This window comes from Arthrobacter sp. AG1021, assembly GCF_003633665.1.
GTDB classification, from domain to species: domain Bacteria; phylum Actinomycetota; class Actinomycetes; order Actinomycetales; family Micrococcaceae; genus Glutamicibacter; species Glutamicibacter soli.
In genome coordinates, this window is the sequence record NZ_RBLB01000009.1 from 451,416 (window position 1) to 466,875 (window position 15,460).

A 15,460-nucleotide genomic window follows, 5' to 3' on the forward strand; every position below is an offset into this window, starting at 1 on the left:
AATTCCGAAGAGTTTGCCAGATCCCCTGCCCGCTCACAGGAATCTCAAAACTTCGCTCCCTGCCGGGGAGCTGGAACGCGCCAACGGGGCGCAGTGAAGGCTGTGCTCCGGGTCTAGCGGCGAACCGCTATCCCTGCCGCGAGTCTGCCGCTGGCCAGGGCGCCCTGGATCGAGGGCTGGGCAAAGTCCCCGGCCAAAGTGATCCCGGGAAGCTTGGTATCCAGCGGTTCCTGTCCCGGGGCCAGGGACGGCAGTGCGTCGGGAATGTCGTGGCGGACCAGCAACCGCCAGTCCCTGCGGGTCTCGCCGAGCAGGTCGGCGGCCTGGTCCAGCGCCGCCTCGTCATCCAGCCCGTGGTCCCCCACGGCCGTCGCCTCCACCAGGTGCCAACCTGCCGGGGCGTAGGAGGGCGCAACATTGGAGATCACCGCGGCATGCGCGAGTGCCGCGCCCTCCCGGACGTCCACGTGCAGGAACGGAAGTTCCGAGGGACGGTGCGGCGTGGCAAACCACCAGGTGCTCAGCGAATTCGTGGGTGGTTCCGGTTGCCCGGAGAGCCTGGCGCTGTGGCGTGGACCGGCGGCAATGATCACGTGGTCCGCCACGAGGTCGCGACCCGACTCGCAGCGCACCTGCACCTGGCCGGCCGCATCCACGGCAACGGAATCCACGGGTGCAGACAGCTGGATGCGCTCGCGCAGGGGTTCGGCGAGCTGGTGGGCAAGAGCCGCCATGCCCTGGGCCGGAAGCGCAGGACGCCCAATGGCGAAGTACCACGAGAGCGTGCGGGCCAGCGCGGCTGGCACCTGCAACTGGGAATCGGCAACGACCCCGGAGAAGAATTTCTCGACGACCTTCCGGAACTGGGCGGAGAACCCTGACCGCTCAATGGATTCGCGCAGCGTCAGCGAAGAGTTGCCGGCCAGGCGCACCCAGCGCCAGGCAGCCGCCAGATCCTGTGCCCCCACGGGTCCGCCGAACAGATGCGCGGCGCGTACGGGGTGGTGCAAGGGATCGGCCAGAACCTCCAGCGAGGATTCGCCGCGGACCGCCACCCCTTTGCCGAAAGGATGCAAATCCAAACTTCGCAGGGACGCGGCGCGTCTGGCTTCCGGATAGCTGGGGTTGAGCAGCTGGAAACCGCGGTCGCAGCGGAATCCGTCAATGATGTCGGTGGCCACCCGGCCACCGACCGTCTCAGCCGCTTCAAGCACGGTGACGTTGTGCCCCTGCTCGAGCGCCACACGGGCTGCCTGCAATCCGGCGAGCCCCGCCCCGACAACTATCAGCTTCACGCGCATCTCCCTTGCCCAACGACCCGTACTGCCACCCTGCGCGGAGCAGCAATGGCCCCGCGGTTGCTCCAAGGTTATCCACGGGCCGTTCCCACGTCACCTCCCATGCAAACCAACCCAGCCCGCGCCAAGGATTACGTACTTGAGACGGCAAACGCCCCAGCACCATCAGGTGCCGGGGCGCAGTCAGGGGATGCCGTGCCTACAGTTCCACGACCTCGAACTCCATCAGGTCCGCGCCGCTGGCTACCGGCTTCTTGCCGTCGTTGGACGCGTGGGCAGCTTCGGAACGCTTGTTGCGCCAGTTCTCGAAGTCATCGCGGGTGGCCCACTGGGTGTAGACGAAGTAGCGGTCCTCGCCATTCACCGGACGCAGCAGCTGGAAACCTTCGAAGCCAGGCTCCTGGTCAACCGAGTGCTTGCGGGCTGCGAAGCGCTTTTCCAGCTCCGGTCCTGCTTCGCCGGGAATCGACAGGGCATTAATGACAACAATCGACATGTCTCACCTTTCGTGACCCGGCAGATTCCGGGGTTGAATGCTACATTTCCCAGCCTACGCGCGAGCACCCTGTTCCGGGCGGCGTATGACGCCGCAACAGGCCAGCGCGCCGCGGTCTCAGAGCTTCGCTACCGCCTCAGCAAGCAGTTTTCCGTAGGCGGCGCTGCCATGCGGTCCAGGATGGATTTTGTCCCGGGCAATGTCGTCAATACCCTCCGCGGTTCCGGCCCAGTCGACCAGATGGGTTCTGGAATCGGCTTCGGCGGCCGCGTGGAGTTTGCCGTTGACGCTGCCGATCCACTGCCGCGGAGCGTACGCCGTGACCAGCAGCAGTTCGCGCTTCGGTCCGAGGATCCGCCGGACTTCGTCCAGGGTTCCCGCCGGCAGGTCCCCATTGGTTCCAAGGCCAAGCACCACCACTTGGCGCAACTTACCAGCGCTTTTCAACCCCCGCAATTGTGCAGGCGCGTCCCAGATCTGCGCTCCGACCGAGGCATCAATGGAAATCCCCGGCAGCCTCTTCAACAGCTGCTGCGAGGAGGCGAGCATCACCGAATCCCCCAACGCCGTGACATCGCGTCCAGTGAAGTTCCGTCGGCTGCGCGCAGGTTTTCGCGAATCATTCGTCGATTCATGGGCAGTTGCGCCAGGAGGCGTCGCGTCGATTGATTCCGGAACCCGGGCGGATTCTTGCTGTTCCGCCAAAACGTCCTGGGCTTGGGCCAGCTGCTGTTCCAGCTGGCTTTGCTCCGGAGACGCAAGGAGCACGGACACAGCGCATGCCGGGACCAGCACCAAGGCCAGCAGCGGCAGCACCGAGGCGAAGCTTCCCGTCGTTCCGTTCCACACCCGTTTGACCCGCTCGGCGATGCGCCCGGACCAGCCAGCCACGGCGGTTTTGAAACCGTAACGCAGAATCGGCTCCTCGACGAACCGCCAGGACAGTTCGGCGGCCAGAATCACCAGCGGGATAGTGCACAGCACCGCAGCCGTGGCAGCCTGGGGCGGGAATACCGTTTGGGCCAGCAGCAGCAGCGGCCAGTGCCACAGGTACAGCCCGTAGCTCCGGTTGCCCAACCAGCGCAAGCCTTTCAGGCCCAGCATCGCCCGTGTGAAGGTCCCGGATATCGTCAACGTGAGGACCAGCAGCGTTCCGAGCAGGCTGAACAGCGCCATGCCGCCCTGATAAGCCGCGGCAGAAGTGTCCGGAAGGAAAAAGAATCCAGCCAGCATGGCCAGGAGCATCAGGACCTGGGACAGCTGGATGAACATCAGCTTCCGGCGCGGCACCGTCGCGTCCGCAGGTTTTCTGCTCGCACTGGCTGCGGCGCCCGCGGATCCGAGCAACAGGCCGAAACCGTGCGTCCAGGTTCCGAAATACAGCACGCTTGAATCCTTGGACGGGTCAAAGCCCCACGCCATGCTCGCTGCGGAGGCAGTGGCCAGAACCAGAATTCCGCACATCAAGGCCCGGCGGCTTCGCAGCAGCCACGCCAGCGCGGCCAACACCAGCGGCCACAGCAGGTAGAACTGCTCCTCGACTGCAAGTGACCAGAAGTGCTGGAAATACGCCGGTTCCATCGACGCGAAATAGCTGTTGCCGTGGGCAATCTGCATCCAGTTGCTGGTGTAGGTCAACGCGCCGGCCCACTGCCAGCGCAGCCCGGCTGGAAGCTGCCCCGCAGCCAGCAGGGCCAGCGCCGTTGAAACCACCAGCACCAGAACCATGGCCGGCAGTAGGCGCCTGGCTCGTCGGCTCCAGAAGGCGCGCAGGTCGGGGAATCGTCCGGCTTCCGTGCTCCGAAGCAGGCCGCCGGTAATGAGGTACCCGCTCAGGACGAAAAACAGGTCCACTCCGAGGAAACCTCCGGGCAAGGCCGCAGGCCAGAAATGGTAAACGAGTACGGCAAGCACCGCGATGCCGCGCAGTCCGTCCAGGGCGAAATTGCGGGTGGGTGTTTCGCGGAGGGGCGTGGCTGCACCCGGTGGTGGAGCTGCGAGGGAGACTTGATGATTCACGGTTAAGATGCTTCCAACACGCACCGACTGCCAGCTCCCGACCACCTATCGGCAATCCATCGGTTTTGTTACACAATCGACAGATTGCTCGACGGCAGTTTCAGGCGTTTTCACGGACTGCCGCGGGCATAATTGGCAGTGCCGGTCAGCGCTCCGCACACTTCCGGCAGACAATCGAAAGGGATCCCGTGGCTTTACGGCGTGCACTCGGCATGCTCTGCGCACTGCTGCTATGTTGTGGAACCAGTGCCTGCAGCTCCAACGATCCGCTGCGGATCGAATCTCCGGCGCTCCCTACCACGCCTGCCGCGCAGTCCTCCGCACCGTCAGTCAACGACGAAGGGGCTTGGGAACGGCCTTTCTCTCCCGCGCAGGTCAGGCAGGTCCTGCTGGCCACCGACCTGGACGCCGTGAGCACCCAGGAGAACTCCGAAGCGGACATCCGCGAGTACCTGACCGAATGCGACAAATGCCTGGTCGCGATGCCCGCCTACGAAACTGCAGGCGAAAAGTTCCAGATCTACTCCGTGAGCACCGCCGGGGACGCCTACAGCTTCGCTTCCTTCGCCATCCGCGATGCCAAGGGCACACCGGAGGTCGCGCTCGCCGTCGGAGGCTCCGACGTGTACCTGAGCGCGGGCAAGGAAGGCAGCCTTGTCGCGCAGGAAGCTGTCTACAGACCCGATGACCCCATGTGCTGTCCCTCGGGCTGGTCGGTACGCATGTTCCGCTACCAGGATGGGCAGTTCATCCAAGGCGACTCCTTCGCCAGCCCGGTCGATCCGGCCCAGGACCAGGGGACGGAGCAGTGAAGGCCGATGGCGTCCGCGTGCTGATGATCGAGGACGACGCGGTCATCCGGGAGGCAACGAGCATCGGACTTGAGCGCCTGGGCTATCACGTCCTCGGGGCCGAGGACGGCTTGGAAGGCCTTGAGCTCTTCCGGCGCCTGCAGGAAGAAGACCCGGTGGACGCGGTGCTGCTGGATGTCATGCTGCCGACCATGAACGGAACACAGGTCTGCCGCCAGCTGCGCGGCTTCAGCAACGTACCGGTGATCATGCTCTCGGCCCGCGGTGAAGGCCTGGACATGGTCACCGGGCTGGACGCCGGGGCGGACGACTATCTGGCCAAGCCGTTCGACCTGCAGGTGCTCGACGCCCGGTTGCGGGCGGTGCTGCGGCGCACCGCGATGCCGCAGGCCAACACCGTTGCCCATGGAGAACCGGTGCCGGACGCGAAGGGGCTGGACATCGACCCGCACCGGTTGGTGGTGACGCTGGATGCGCGGGAGATCCACCTGACTCCCACCGAGATGAAGATCCTGCTGATGCTCAGCGAGGATCCGGGGGTGGTCGTCTCGCGCAGCGATATCCTCTCCGAGGTCTGGGGCTACACCTGGGATGCCGACCACCGCGTCATCGATGTCCATGTCCAGCGGCTACGCAGGAAGATCGGCGCATCCCGCATCGAGACCGTCCGCGGTTTCGGCTACCGGCTGCAGGATGAAGCCCCATGAGCCTTCGGTGGAAAATTACCGGGATGACCATCCTGTCGGTCCTGCTGACCTTGGTGATCTCGGCGCTGCTGGTGCGCCAGATGATCACGATTTCCGAGGAACAGCGGCTGCGCGACGAGGCCACCGGCTCGCTGAAGCAGGCGGTGCGGATCCTGGATGAGACGGGAATCAGCATCCTGGGAGCCAAGGTCAACGATCCGCAGCTGCCGGCCGAGGCCCGGGATGCCGCCAAGGCAGGCCAGTACATCACCTACCGCGCGAGGCTCGACGGCCAGGACATCATCTACGCGGCAGCCCCGGTCAGCCTGGGCACGCAGCCGGCAATCCTGTCCCTGTCGGTGTCCTGGGCCAACAGCCAGCAGATGCGGCACAGCGTTGACACCGCCCTGCTCTGGGCAGGTGTCGCGACGCTGGTTCTGGTCTCGGCATTGGGCACGCTCATCGTTTCCCGCCTCGTCCAAAGGCTGTCCAAGGGCTCCCAGGCGGCGCGCGCCATCGCCTCCGGCGAGCGCCGGGTGCTGGTGGAAGACGCGATCGGCAAACCCTTCGGAGGCAAGGACGAAGTCGACCAGTTCGCCGGGGCAGTGGACGCCATGGCCCAGGAGCTGAAGGCGAAGATCGCCGCCGAGCAGCGTTTCTCCGCTGATCTCGCCCATGAGCTGCGCACCCCGTTGACCGGGCTGGTCACCGCTTCCAGCCTGCTTCCCGACTCCCGTCCCACGCAGCTTGTCCAGGACCGGGTCGCCAAGCTGCGCAACCTCGTCGAGGACCTGCTCCAGGTCTCGCGGCTGGAGTCAGGCGTTGAAACCGCCCAGCTCTCAGAGCTGGACCTTGATTCGTGCGTTGCCGAACTCATAGGGCGCATCTGCGAACGGCGGCCCGAGCAGTGCGCACATCTCGAGCTTCAGCTGCAATCCGGCGGCAGCACGGTGCTGGTGGAACCCAGGCGTCTTGAGCGCATCCTGGAAAACCTCATCAGCAACGCCTCGACCCATGGCTCCGGGGCAATCCTGGTCGGCACCCGGGGCACGAGCGTCAGCGTGCTGGACCACGGGCCGGGATTTCCGCGCAGCATCCTCGACACCGGTCCTGAACGCTTCGTCTCCAAGGGTGGCGGCATCGGGCTGGGGCTGACCATCGCCAGCGGACAGGCGCAGGCCCTGGGCGCCACGATGAAACTGTCCAACCACGGCGGCGCCCGGGTGGAGCTCACGCTTCAGGCGCGCACGGCAACAGCGGCAGCTCCCAGATCTCCCAGTGCCTGAGCGCTTGGCGGCTATCGTGCATGCCCCGGCAGGGCAGGCAGGCTGCGGTGGCAGGCGGCCACTCCCGCGCGAATATGTCGTAGGGTCTGTCTGGCGCAGCTGAGCAGGCCACCGGGAACCGGGTACTCGACGTCACGGCAACTCACCCGACGCACATTCCGAACATTCGCTGAGGGCGAGTTCTCTATTTAGCTTTGACCCAAGCGGTAATAATCCAACTTATAAGATTGAAGTTGGGCATTTCGTTCGTTGGTATCGCTTGGCAGTTGCGCTATTCATCGAAGAATGGAAAGTACTGCCTCATGAGCCATCGCCGCGTCTTCAGGCGCTTTGTCCTGCCCATTTCCTGGCTGCTTACCGGTTCGGTGATCGCCGTCAGTCTTGTCAGCTTCGCCTTCACCGGCAGCAGTTCGGCCAACGACGACCAGCTAGATCCCACTGGTGAAGTGCCGGCGGAAACGGTCACCGTCGGCAAGGCCACGGTGGAGAACACCCTGGCCATTACCGGGACCATCAAGCTCGATGAAGCCCAAACGCTCAACGCCCCGGTGGACGGCGTCGTGAACTGGGCCTTCGTCAAGCCCGGCGACAACGTGAGCAAGGGCGCCCGGATCTTCCAGGTCCGCGCGGAAATCCAGCCCGAGGCCACGGATACCACCAGGTCCGCTGACAACGGCTCGAAGTCGGCGGACGAACAACCCCAGACGCCGGCCAAAGCCGTGGTGACGTACCACGACGTGCGCGCCACAGCCACGGGCAAGGTCGGCAAATTCGCCATCGCGCTCGAGGACGAGGTCACCAAGGGCACAGCCCTGGGCAAGATGCAGCCGGAGAACTTCTAGGCAGTCGGCACCATCAACCCGTTGGACCGCTACCGGCTCACGGAAGGCACCCAGAGCGCCGAGATCTCCATCGAGGGAGGTACCGAACCATTCGATTGCAAGAACCTGTCCGTAGCGGACTCCGCCTCGGAAACCCTTGAGGCGGCGCCGGGCTCCGAGCTGGGCTCCGTCTCCACGATCCAGGGCATCGAGCCGGGCATGGGCTCCTTGGACGACGGAGGGTAGCCCGGCGGTGGGTCGGGCAGCGAAATCTCCTGCGACGTCCCCGAGCATGGGGTGGTCTTCGAACGTCTGTCCATGTGCATGGACATCGATGCCGGATCGGCCGAGAACGTGCTGATAGTGCCGGCCACCGCGGTGGCCGGCAGGCTCGAGGTGCTGATCTCCATGGCAATCGTCAGCAACCCGAAGCTGATCAATTCGGTGCTGGCCACCGGCCTGGACGAAATGCCGGGCTTCCTGGTCAATGCCCCCTGCTGGGCATGGGGGTTTCCGTTGCGGTAGGCGCGCTGACAGGTGTGATGCCGGCACGCGTGCGGATAGTGGACGCGATCCGCGTCTGATCCGTCCAGAGCATGCGGGACCGGCGGGCATTGAGACTATTCCTCGGTGCCCGCCGCCTGCAATTAACATCCCATATGAGTGCGATATGACCGTGATAGCGATATAGGCATCACCGGCAGGAGCCGAATCATGGCAAAGTCAATTACATGGCACTTGATGAACCCAAGCGAACAAATATGTCGGCGGACCCCGCCCCCGCCCCGGCACGCGATGATGCGCAGCCGAAACCTTCCGTCATGACACGGATCGGCGGCTTCCTTCCCGGTATCATTCTGTGCCTGGCAATGGGCGGCGTGTCGCTTGCCGCGGCCCGGCTGGTGCCGGGCATGAGCGCGCTGCTGATCGCGATCCTGCTCGGCGCGCTGTGGCGCAACCTGGCGCCCGTGCCCGCGGTCTTCGGCCCCGGCGTCACCTTCTCCGGGAAAAAGCTGCTGCGCACCGGCATCGTGCTGCTGGGCTTCCAGCTCTCGCTGGGCGCCATCCTGGACCTCGGCCCGGGCGTGCTGGTCATCGTGGTGCTTTGCGTGGGCGTCACCTTCCTGGCTACCGTATGGATCGGCGGACGCATGGGCATTGAGCTGCCCCAGCGCCTGCTGATCGCGGCCGGATTCTCCATCTGCGGCGCAGCCGCCGTGGCCGGCGCCGAGGGCGCCACCAGGGCCAAGCAGGACCAGGTGGCCACCGCCATCGGCCTGGTGGTGCTCTTCGGCACCCTGATGATTCCGCTGACCCCAGCGCTGGGCGCGCTGCTGGACCTGAACGAAACGAGCATCGGTGTGCTCATCGGTGCCTCCACCCACGAGGTGGCCCAGGTGGTCGCCGCCGGCGGCGCCGTGGGCGCCACCGCGCTGAGCGTTGCAGTCACGGTGAAGCTGGCCCGCGTGGTGATGCTTGCCCCGATCATGGCCGGGCTGTCCCTCTACATGAGCCGCAAGCACAACATTGAAGGCGGCAAGAAGCCGCCGCTGGTCCCGCTGTTCGTGGCATTGTTCCTGGTCGCCATGCTGATCCGCACCAGCGGCATCCTGCCCGAGTCCTTCCTGTCGCTGGCTTCCACCGCGCAGACCATCCTGCTGGCCGCCGCCATGTTCGCCCTGGGCCTGGGAGTGCACCTGAAGTCGATCGTGAAGTCCAGCGGACGCTCGCTGGTGCTGGCACTGCTGTCCACCCTGGTCATCCTGGTCATCGCCGTGGTCGGCGCGCTGCTCTACAGCCCGATCCAGTAGGCCAGCTGCCTCACGGCGAGGGCGCATCCGCGAATTCCGGCGGCCAGCAGATTTCATCGCGCTCCAGCAGCAGCTCCTCGCCCGGTTGCGTGGTCTGCTCCGGCGTCCAGTTGCAGTCGATCTCCGCCTGGGTGCGCGTCCAGAACTCCTTGTGCACCCGGCGCCAATATTCCAGCGAGAGGTCCCCTTCGCCCTCGGCGGCGGCGAACTCGGCGGGTACGTCGAAGAAGCTGGAGCGCTGCACAGAAACCACGCGCTGGATGATCCGCGGTTCTCCCGAGCCGTCGCATACCACCCAGTGGTCCCCCGCCTTGGGTTCGGCTTCGCCGTGCTGCCTGTATTCCTTGGCCAGCGACGAGGTGGCACGCTTGGTTCCGTACATGACCTCATGCAGTAGCTCGTCGGCCAGCTCGGCGCTGTCGCCGTAGCATTCGACCACATAGCCCGGCGCGTCCTCGGGCGCGATGGAGCGGGCGGACAGGTACGCGAGCCACATTTTCTCTGCGGCTTCTAGGTTCAGCTCGGGCAGTTCGCTCATGTGGCCATCGTACTGGTCGTCCAGCTCGAACTCCCTGTAGAAGTCGGGGTTGGACGGCATCAGGAACCGGATCGCCTGGCCGCCGTGCACATGGGGCATGTTCACCCGCAGGACGGCTTCGCCGACACAGAAAATCGACATTCCGCTGAGGCTGTATTTCGTCATCCGGCAATCCTTCGTCGGGTCCGGCCAGATGACCTCCGCAGGCTTGAATCGCAGCTTCACGTCGTATTTCTGCGCCGGCTCCCCGGGAATGCTCACGAAGTCATGGGCTGGCCCGCAAGTCCCTCGGCCCGCTGCATCAAGATCTGCACCGGCTGCGCATACAAATCCTCGTCTGACTCGTCCGGAGGTATCGGAGCCGGATGTGGTTCCGGGTGCATGCACTGAAGGCTGCTTGACGAAATACGTCGGGACATCCATCGTCGCGACCTCTCTGGACGACAAGCTGTCCGGCGCGAGTTTCCGTAGCCTGTTGAATGCAGGAGGGTTGTCCTTTTGATGCTTCAGGGGGCATGAATGCCTATCTCAGAGCTGGCCAGCGGTCTTCCTGCGATGTGACTTCGCCCGGTTCCCCAGAATCCACGGGAGGCAGAGGCCAATGAGGAGAGCGATCTCGACGGGCATGCCGGCGTAGTACATGATCTGTGCGCCCGTCTGGGCGTCGGTTACTTGCAGGCCTGCAGGAGGCATCGCGTAGAGGCTTTTGGCCAAGATGTTATGGGCAGCAATGGCCATGACCATCACAGCCGCGCGTTCTCCGGGGCTTCGCCGGTGTGGCGCGGGATCCGGCCCGCCGAGAATTGCATAGGAGAACAGATAACCCGCCAACAGCACGTGCAACTGGATGAAGGCACCCACCAGCAGGTTGTGGTGCATCAGTACGAACAGCGGCGATCTATAGATCAACCAGAGTCCGCCGACATTCAAGATCGCCGCCACGAAGGGGTTCGCCACGAAACCAGCCGCTTTGCCGGAAAGAAGCCGTCCAAGCCGTCGGGCGGTGGCATGCGGCAACGCCCGCAGGGTCAGCGTGACCGGCGCTGCAAGCACCAGCAGCAAGGGGGCCAACATTCCCAGTAACACGTGGACGACCATGTGCACGGGGAAATCATGGTGCGCAAGCTGGGCCAGAGGACCATACACGGAAACCAACACCAGCAGGCAACCGGCAAACCAGGATACCGTACGGTGCGCTGGCCAAGTGCTCCCCTGTTCCCGAAGCTTTTTATGCGCCAGCCCGTAGAGCACCATGGCCGACATAACTGCCGCCACCCAGATGAGCTGCGCGGGATCCGTGGCCCACGTTTGATCCACGGCCTTAGTCACGATTCGTGCCTGCGCTGCATTCGACTCGTCATGGCCCAGAGGGCAATCCCGGCTGCGAGCATCACGGCGGCGACCACGTTCCACACCACATCATAGGGAAGCAGCGGAACTCCATACCTGATCTGGTGCAGGCCCAGCAGCTTATGCTGGACCAAGCCGTCATACAGCTGGAAGAATCCCGCTCCGGTGAGCATGCCGGCGGCAAATGTCAGCTTGGCGAACTTGGCATCGCGGACCAGCCCCACCATCAGCAGCAAGCCCGCGACGGTCGCAAACCAACTGAACGCGTGAAACAGCCCGTCGGACACCAGGCCCATGGAACTGCTGGACCTGTCGTAAAAGTGGTGCCAGTGCAAGAGCTGGTGGAAGACCACTTCGTCCAGGAACGCTACGCTTCCGAGCCCCAGGAACACTCCGGCGGACAGGTTTCGGCCACGCGCTGTGACGGGAAGATCCATCGGCGCTCACTCCCGGGGGGTGCCGGTATCCGGCTTCGAGCCGTCGGAGGCCTCGTCCAGGTCTTCCTCGCGTTCCAGCTCTGCAGCGATCCGCAGCTGCTTGCCCTCGCGGATGTCCTTCTCCTCCTTGGACAGCTGCTTCTCGCTGGCCTTGATGTCCCGCGGAGGAAGCTGGATCGAACTCTCTGCGGCAATCCCGGACTGAAGCTGCCGGGCGCGCTCCACTTCCGAATCGAACACGACGCCGAAGAGCAACGACAGGTTGCCGATCCAGATCCACAACAGGAGCACGATTACGCCGCCAATGGCGCCGTAGGTTTTGTTGTAGTTCGAGAAGTTGGCGACGTAGAAGAAGAATCCAAGGGTGGCAACGGCCAGGATCAGCAGTGCAATTGCCGATCCGAGGCTGATCCAGCGGAATTTTGGTTGCCGCACGTTCGGCGTCCCGTAGAAGAGCAAGGCGATCATGAGCACCGCCGCCAGCACAATCACCGGCCATTTGGCGATATTCCAGACCATGATCGTGGTTTCCCCGAGCCCGACGACATCTCCGATGGTCTGGGCCACTGGTCCCGAGACGACGAGCAAAATGATCAGCAACGCCGCGCACAGGAGCAAGACCAAAGTCACCAGCAGCATGATCGGCTTCAGCTTGTACGCCGGGCGGCCTTCTTGCACGTCGTAGATCTGGTTGATGGAACGGCCAAATGCCCCCACATAGCCCGAAGCGCTCCACAGCGCACCGATCAAACCGACGGCAAAAGCCAGTCCTGCCGACGGCGCCGCGGACAGTTGCTCAATCGGTTGCCGGAGCGTCTCAACCACTTGGCCGCTGGCAAACCGATCGAGAATATCGATCATGGTCTTGGTGGTGGTTTCGGCTTGACCCACCAATCCCAGCAGCGAGACCAAAGCCAGCAGGCCGGGGAAGATGGAGAGCATCGCGAAGTAGGTCAGTGAGGCGGCCAGGTCCGTGCACTTGTTGCGGGAGAACTCGCTCAGCGAACGCTTGAAAATGTACTTCCACGAATTGCCGTGAAGCTGGACCGGCGAATCCGGTTTCGAGTCGTCCTCCGGTTCAGGGGCATTCTTGTACTTGCGCCGTGTATCGGTGGCCGATCCTTCATCCACGTCCGGGCGACCTTCAAACGGGTGACCAGAGGCCCCGGCTGACTTGACCATTTCCAAACCTCCGCGAGATCTTAGACTGCTCGTGTGCTTTTGCCGACATTGAAGCAGGATCCGGCGAAGCTCATCAATGGCATTGCCGAAATACTCAGGAAGAGAGGTGCGCGGCTAGCGTTGCGGCGTGGCTGCCAGTTCCGCTCCGTAACCGGCTCTGGACATGTCCACTTCCAGTGAGCCGAAGTCATCGGCATCCGCCGTGTCGCTGTCGGCAGTGCGGTACGCGCGGTAGCGCAGCACCGCCGGCGACTGGAAGGCCAGTTTCTCCGCAATGATCTCGGGCTTGGACTTGTCCCCCGGGGCGTCGAAGACCTTGCGTGCAAACTGGTACGGAACCCAGCGGGCGCCTAAATCGTCCTCGCCGTGCAGCGAGGCCTCGTAGGCTTCCTCCCAGCGACGGGTGATGCGTTGCTGCGAGACCTCGAACGGCACCCGCACCTCCACGATCTCGACACGGTAGCCTGCCTCGTCCAGCTCGGCCATCAGCTGCTTCGCTCCATCCGCCGAGTGCAGCACCTTGTCCACGACGATATTCAGCCCGTCGGCAATGCACTCGCTGCGCAACTGGGTGGAGAGCTGGGAGGATTCCTCATGCACCAAGGTCGCCAGCTCCAGCGGGAAGAACTCTTCCCCCGCCGTCTCACGCCGCTTGACCTCATCGGGCTTGATCGTCGCTTCATAGCTGCCGTCAGCCTGCGCTTGGCGCAGCAGAAGCTCCTTGAATTCATCGGCGTCCAGCACCAGATAATCCTCCAGTTGCTCGCCGAGCAGCTCCTTGAGCAAGGTGCTCTTTCCGGCCCCCGGAGCGCCGGCCAGGATGAGAGCACGCCGCTCCTGCTTGGCCCGGGGCCATTTCCGGCGATAGTCGGATTTCAGCCGTTCGTGCAGCTTGCGGCGCTCCGGCTTGGGCTTCATGGATTCGCCCCCGTCCTGGTAGAACCACTCGGGATTAGACACCGTGATGTTCTCCGAGTCCTGCGCCAGCGCCTCGCCCGGCCGCGACATGCGATCCACGGTGCGTCGGTGGTGTTCAATCTCCTCTTTTGCCGCCATGTGCCGTTCCTTCCTTTTTCTTCCACCGTAGCGGGGCGGATATCCGGGTGCGAGAACGCGGCCCGGAATTCCAGCCGGTTTCCAGCACAAGAACACCCCAGGATGCCGCCGGCCATCGGCGGCTTCCTGGGGTGTGGCGGCTCCTTGCGTTGCTAGGCTTCGCCGCGACGGATCAGCTTCCCGCGGGGGGTCGCGAAGTCCACGTCGTTGCCGGCGATGATCGAGCGGCGCACCACGCCGGCCAGGGTCTTGCCGTGGTACGGCGAGATCGGGTTCTTGTGGTGCAGCTTCTCCACGTCCACCACGAAGGCGTCCTCCGGGGCGAATAGCGCGAAGTCCGCATCATTGCCCAGGGCGATGGAGCCCTTGTGCTTCAGGCCCGCCAGCTCGGCAGGCTTCACCGCCATCCACTGCACAACCTGTTCCAGGGCGATGCCACGCTTCTGCGCTTCGGTCCAGATGAGCGGCAGGCCCAGCTGCAGCGAGGCGACGCCGCCCCAGGCCACGCCGAAGTCGCCGTTCTCCACGTCCTTCAGGTCGATGGTCGAGGGCGAATGGTCCGAGACGATGCAGTCGATGATGCCTTCTTCCAGGCCCTTCCACAGCAGCTCACGATTGGAGGCCTCGCGGATCGGCGGGCAGCACTTGTAGGCGGTGGCGCCGTTCGGGATCTCCTCGGCCAGCAGCGTCAGGTAGTGCGGGCAGGTTTCCACAGTGATCTTCACGCCGTCGGACTTGGCGGTCTTGATCATCGCCAGCGCATCCGAGCTGGACAGGTGCAGCACGTGGGCGCGCACCCCGGTCCAGCGGGCACGCTCGATCACCTGGGCGATCGCCACGTTCTCCGCACCGCGCGGGCGCGACTTCAGGAACCGGTCGTACTGGTCGCCCTGGGCTTCCGGGGCGTGGTCGATGGCGCTGGAGTCCTCGGCGTGCACGATCATCAGCGAGTCGAAGGACTTCAGGACCTCCATGTCCTCTTCCATCTCGTCGACGGTCAGCGACGGGAACTCGTCGACGCCCGAGTGCAGCAGGAAGCACTTGAAGCCGAAGACGCCGGCATCGTGCAGCTCGCGGAGGTTCTCCTTGTTGCCAGGGATCGCCCCGCCCCAGAAACCGATGTTCACGTAGGCCTTCGGCTGCGCCGCGGCCTTCTTGATCTCCAGCGCTTCCAGATTCACCGTCGGCGGGATGGTGTTCAGCGGCATGTCGATGATGGTGGTGACACCGCCCGCGGCGGCGGCCTTGGTGGCGGACTCGAAGCCCTCCCACTCGGTGCGGCCCGGCTCGTTCACGTGCACGTGGGTATCGACCAGGCCCGGGAGCAGCACCTCATCGGCTCCAACGTCGATCACGCGTTCGCCCTGCAGGTTGTTGCCCAAGGGTTCGATCGCGACGATCTTGCCGTCGCGCACGCCGATTTCCCGCGCGGAAATCCCCGCGGTGGTCAAGATGCGTTCTCCGCGCAGCACCAGATCGTACTGGGCCTGTGCGGATGAACGTGCGTCGTGTTCAACAGCTTCGTTGATGCTCATGAGGCGTTCCTACTCGTTTGAAATCTGTACTTCGTGATTCAGGCTCTAAATGAGTCTAATTGGTTGTGGCGCGGGACACACCCTTTTGGTGAACCGGTGTCCCGCGCCAAACTTCGTGGTGACTAGGCAGTGA

At 64.2% G+C, this 15,460-nt stretch carries 16 protein-coding genes; 7 read left to right on the forward strand and 9 right to left on the reverse strand.

Annotation, left to right across the window (positions count from 1 at the left end):
• Positions 1-113 precede the first annotated feature (113 nt).
• From DFO58_RS13235 to DFO58_RS13245, 3 genes are all read right to left on the reverse strand, one after another.
• The gene (locus DFO58_RS13235; RefSeq protein ID WP_183043200.1) at positions 114-1,295 is read right to left on the reverse strand and encodes an NAD(P)/FAD-dependent oxidoreductase; all 1,182 of its coding nucleotides are present in this window, start codon (positions 1,293-1,295) and stop codon (positions 114-116) included.
• Between the two features lie 202 nt (positions 1,296-1,497).
• A complete protein-coding gene (locus tag DFO58_RS13240) occupies positions 1,498-1,794 on the reverse strand; it encodes an antibiotic biosynthesis monooxygenase (RefSeq protein ID WP_047120339.1) in 297 nt (98 codons plus the stop codon).
• 117 nt (positions 1,795-1,911) lie between these two features.
• Entirely contained in the window at positions 1,912-3,813 is a 1,902-nt protein-coding gene (locus DFO58_RS13245) for an acyltransferase family protein (protein WP_183043201.1), read from the reverse strand.
• 188 nt (positions 3,814-4,001) lie between these two features.
• On the opposite strand from DFO58_RS13245, the gene DFO58_RS13250 reads away from it, so the two are divergent.
• The 7 genes from DFO58_RS13250 to DFO58_RS13280 all read left to right on the forward strand — a co-directional run bounded on the left by DFO58_RS13250 (position 4,002) and on the right by DFO58_RS13280 (position 9,229).
• Positions 4,002-4,625, forward strand: coding sequence for a hypothetical protein (locus tag DFO58_RS13250; protein WP_147407287.1), 624 nt, complete (start codon positions 4,002-4,004; stop codon positions 4,623-4,625).
• Positions 4,622-5,332: a response regulator transcription factor gene (locus DFO58_RS13255; protein WP_286163598.1), complete on the forward strand. Its 711-nt coding sequence runs from the start codon at positions 4,622-4,624 to the stop codon at positions 5,330-5,332. Before DFO58_RS13250 ends, DFO58_RS13255 begins: the two co-directional genes overlap by 4 nt.
• Positions 5,329-6,597, forward strand: a complete 1,269-nt coding sequence (locus tag DFO58_RS13260) for an ATP-binding protein (RefSeq protein ID WP_120991341.1) — start codon at positions 5,329-5,331, stop codon at positions 6,595-6,597. The genes DFO58_RS13255 and DFO58_RS13260 overlap by 4 nt, the downstream gene beginning before the upstream one ends.
• 302 nt (positions 6,598-6,899) lie before the next feature.
• Positions 6,900-7,439: a hypothetical protein gene (locus DFO58_RS13265; protein WP_120991343.1), complete on the forward strand. Its 540-nt coding sequence runs from the start codon at positions 6,900-6,902 to the stop codon at positions 7,437-7,439.
• A gap of 21 nt (positions 7,440-7,460) precedes the next feature.
• The gene (locus DFO58_RS13270; protein ID WP_120991345.1) at positions 7,461-7,664 is read left to right on the forward strand and encodes a hypothetical protein; all 204 of its coding nucleotides are present in this window, start codon (positions 7,461-7,463) and stop codon (positions 7,662-7,664) included.
• 78 nt (positions 7,665-7,742) lie between these two features.
• Positions 7,743-7,943 (forward strand): hypothetical protein, encoded by a 201-nt coding sequence (locus DFO58_RS13275; RefSeq protein WP_147407288.1) that lies wholly within the window; start codon positions 7,743-7,745, stop codon positions 7,941-7,943.
• A gap of 296 nt (positions 7,944-8,239) precedes the next feature.
• Positions 8,240-9,229, forward strand: a complete 990-nt coding sequence (locus DFO58_RS13280; RefSeq protein ID WP_120991415.1) for a putative sulfate exporter family transporter — start codon at positions 8,240-8,242, stop codon at positions 9,227-9,229.
• Between the two features lie 10 nt (positions 9,230-9,239).
• Here DFO58_RS13280 and DFO58_RS13285 read toward each other — a convergent pair whose 3' ends face one another.
• From DFO58_RS13285 to allB, 6 genes are all read right to left on the reverse strand, one after another.
• Positions 9,240-9,932, reverse strand: coding sequence for an ASCH domain-containing protein (locus DFO58_RS13285; protein ID WP_286163599.1), 693 nt, complete (start codon positions 9,930-9,932; stop codon positions 9,240-9,242).
• A gap of 363 nt (positions 9,933-10,295) precedes the next feature.
• On the reverse strand, positions 10,296-11,096 hold the full coding sequence (locus DFO58_RS13290; protein WP_120991349.1) for a cytochrome c oxidase assembly protein: 801 nt from the start codon (positions 11,094-11,096) through the stop codon (positions 10,296-10,298).
• The gene (locus DFO58_RS13295) at positions 11,093-11,554 is read right to left on the reverse strand and encodes a DUF2243 domain-containing protein (RefSeq protein ID WP_047120345.1); all 462 of its coding nucleotides are present in this window, start codon (positions 11,552-11,554) and stop codon (positions 11,093-11,095) included. Before DFO58_RS13295 ends, DFO58_RS13290 begins: the two co-directional genes overlap by 4 nt.
• 6 nt (positions 11,555-11,560) lie before the next feature.
• A complete protein-coding gene (locus DFO58_RS13300; RefSeq protein WP_286163600.1) occupies positions 11,561-12,685 on the reverse strand; it encodes a YihY/virulence factor BrkB family protein in 1,125 nt (374 codons plus the stop codon).
• A gap of 165 nt (positions 12,686-12,850) precedes the next feature.
• On the reverse strand, positions 12,851-13,792 hold the full coding sequence (locus DFO58_RS13305; RefSeq protein ID WP_120991352.1) for a zeta toxin family protein: 942 nt from the start codon (positions 13,790-13,792) through the stop codon (positions 12,851-12,853).
• A 152-nt stretch (positions 13,793-13,944) separates the two neighbouring features.
• Positions 13,945-15,327 (reverse strand): allantoinase AllB, encoded by a 1,383-nt coding sequence (gene allB / locus DFO58_RS13310; RefSeq protein WP_047120347.1) that lies wholly within the window; start codon positions 15,325-15,327, stop codon positions 13,945-13,947.
• Between the last annotated feature and the right edge of the window lie 133 nt (positions 15,328-15,460).

Coding starts and splice junctions, on each gene's coding strand:
- DFO58_RS13240 (WP_047120339.1), bottom strand. CDS start 1,794: ATGTCGATTGTTGTCATTAATGCCCTGTCGATTCCCGGCGAAGCAGGA.
- DFO58_RS13260 (WP_120991341.1), top strand. CDS start 5,329: ATGAGCCTTCGGTGGAAAATTACCGGGATGACCATCCTGTCGGTCCTG.
- DFO58_RS13265 (WP_120991343.1), top strand. CDS start 6,900: ATGAGCCATCGCCGCGTCTTCAGGCGCTTTGTCCTGCCCATTTCCTGG.
- DFO58_RS13275 (WP_147407288.1), top strand. CDS start 7,743: ATGGACATCGATGCCGGATCGGCCGAGAACGTGCTGATAGTGCCGGCC.
- DFO58_RS13280 (WP_120991415.1), top strand. CDS start 8,240: ATGACACGGATCGGCGGCTTCCTTCCCGGTATCATTCTGTGCCTGGCA.
- DFO58_RS13285 (WP_286163599.1), bottom strand. CDS start 9,932: ATGACGAAATACAGCCTCAGCGGAATGTCGATTTTCTGTGTCGGCGAA.
- DFO58_RS13295 (WP_047120345.1), bottom strand. CDS start 11,554: ATGGATCTTCCCGTCACAGCGCGTGGCCGAAACCTGTCCGCCGGAGTG.
- DFO58_RS13305 (WP_120991352.1), bottom strand. CDS start 13,792: ATGGCGGCAAAAGAGGAGATTGAACACCACCGACGCACCGTGGATCGC.
- allB (WP_047120347.1), bottom strand. CDS start 15,327: ATGAGCATCAACGAAGCTGTTGAACACGACGCACGTTCATCCGCACAG.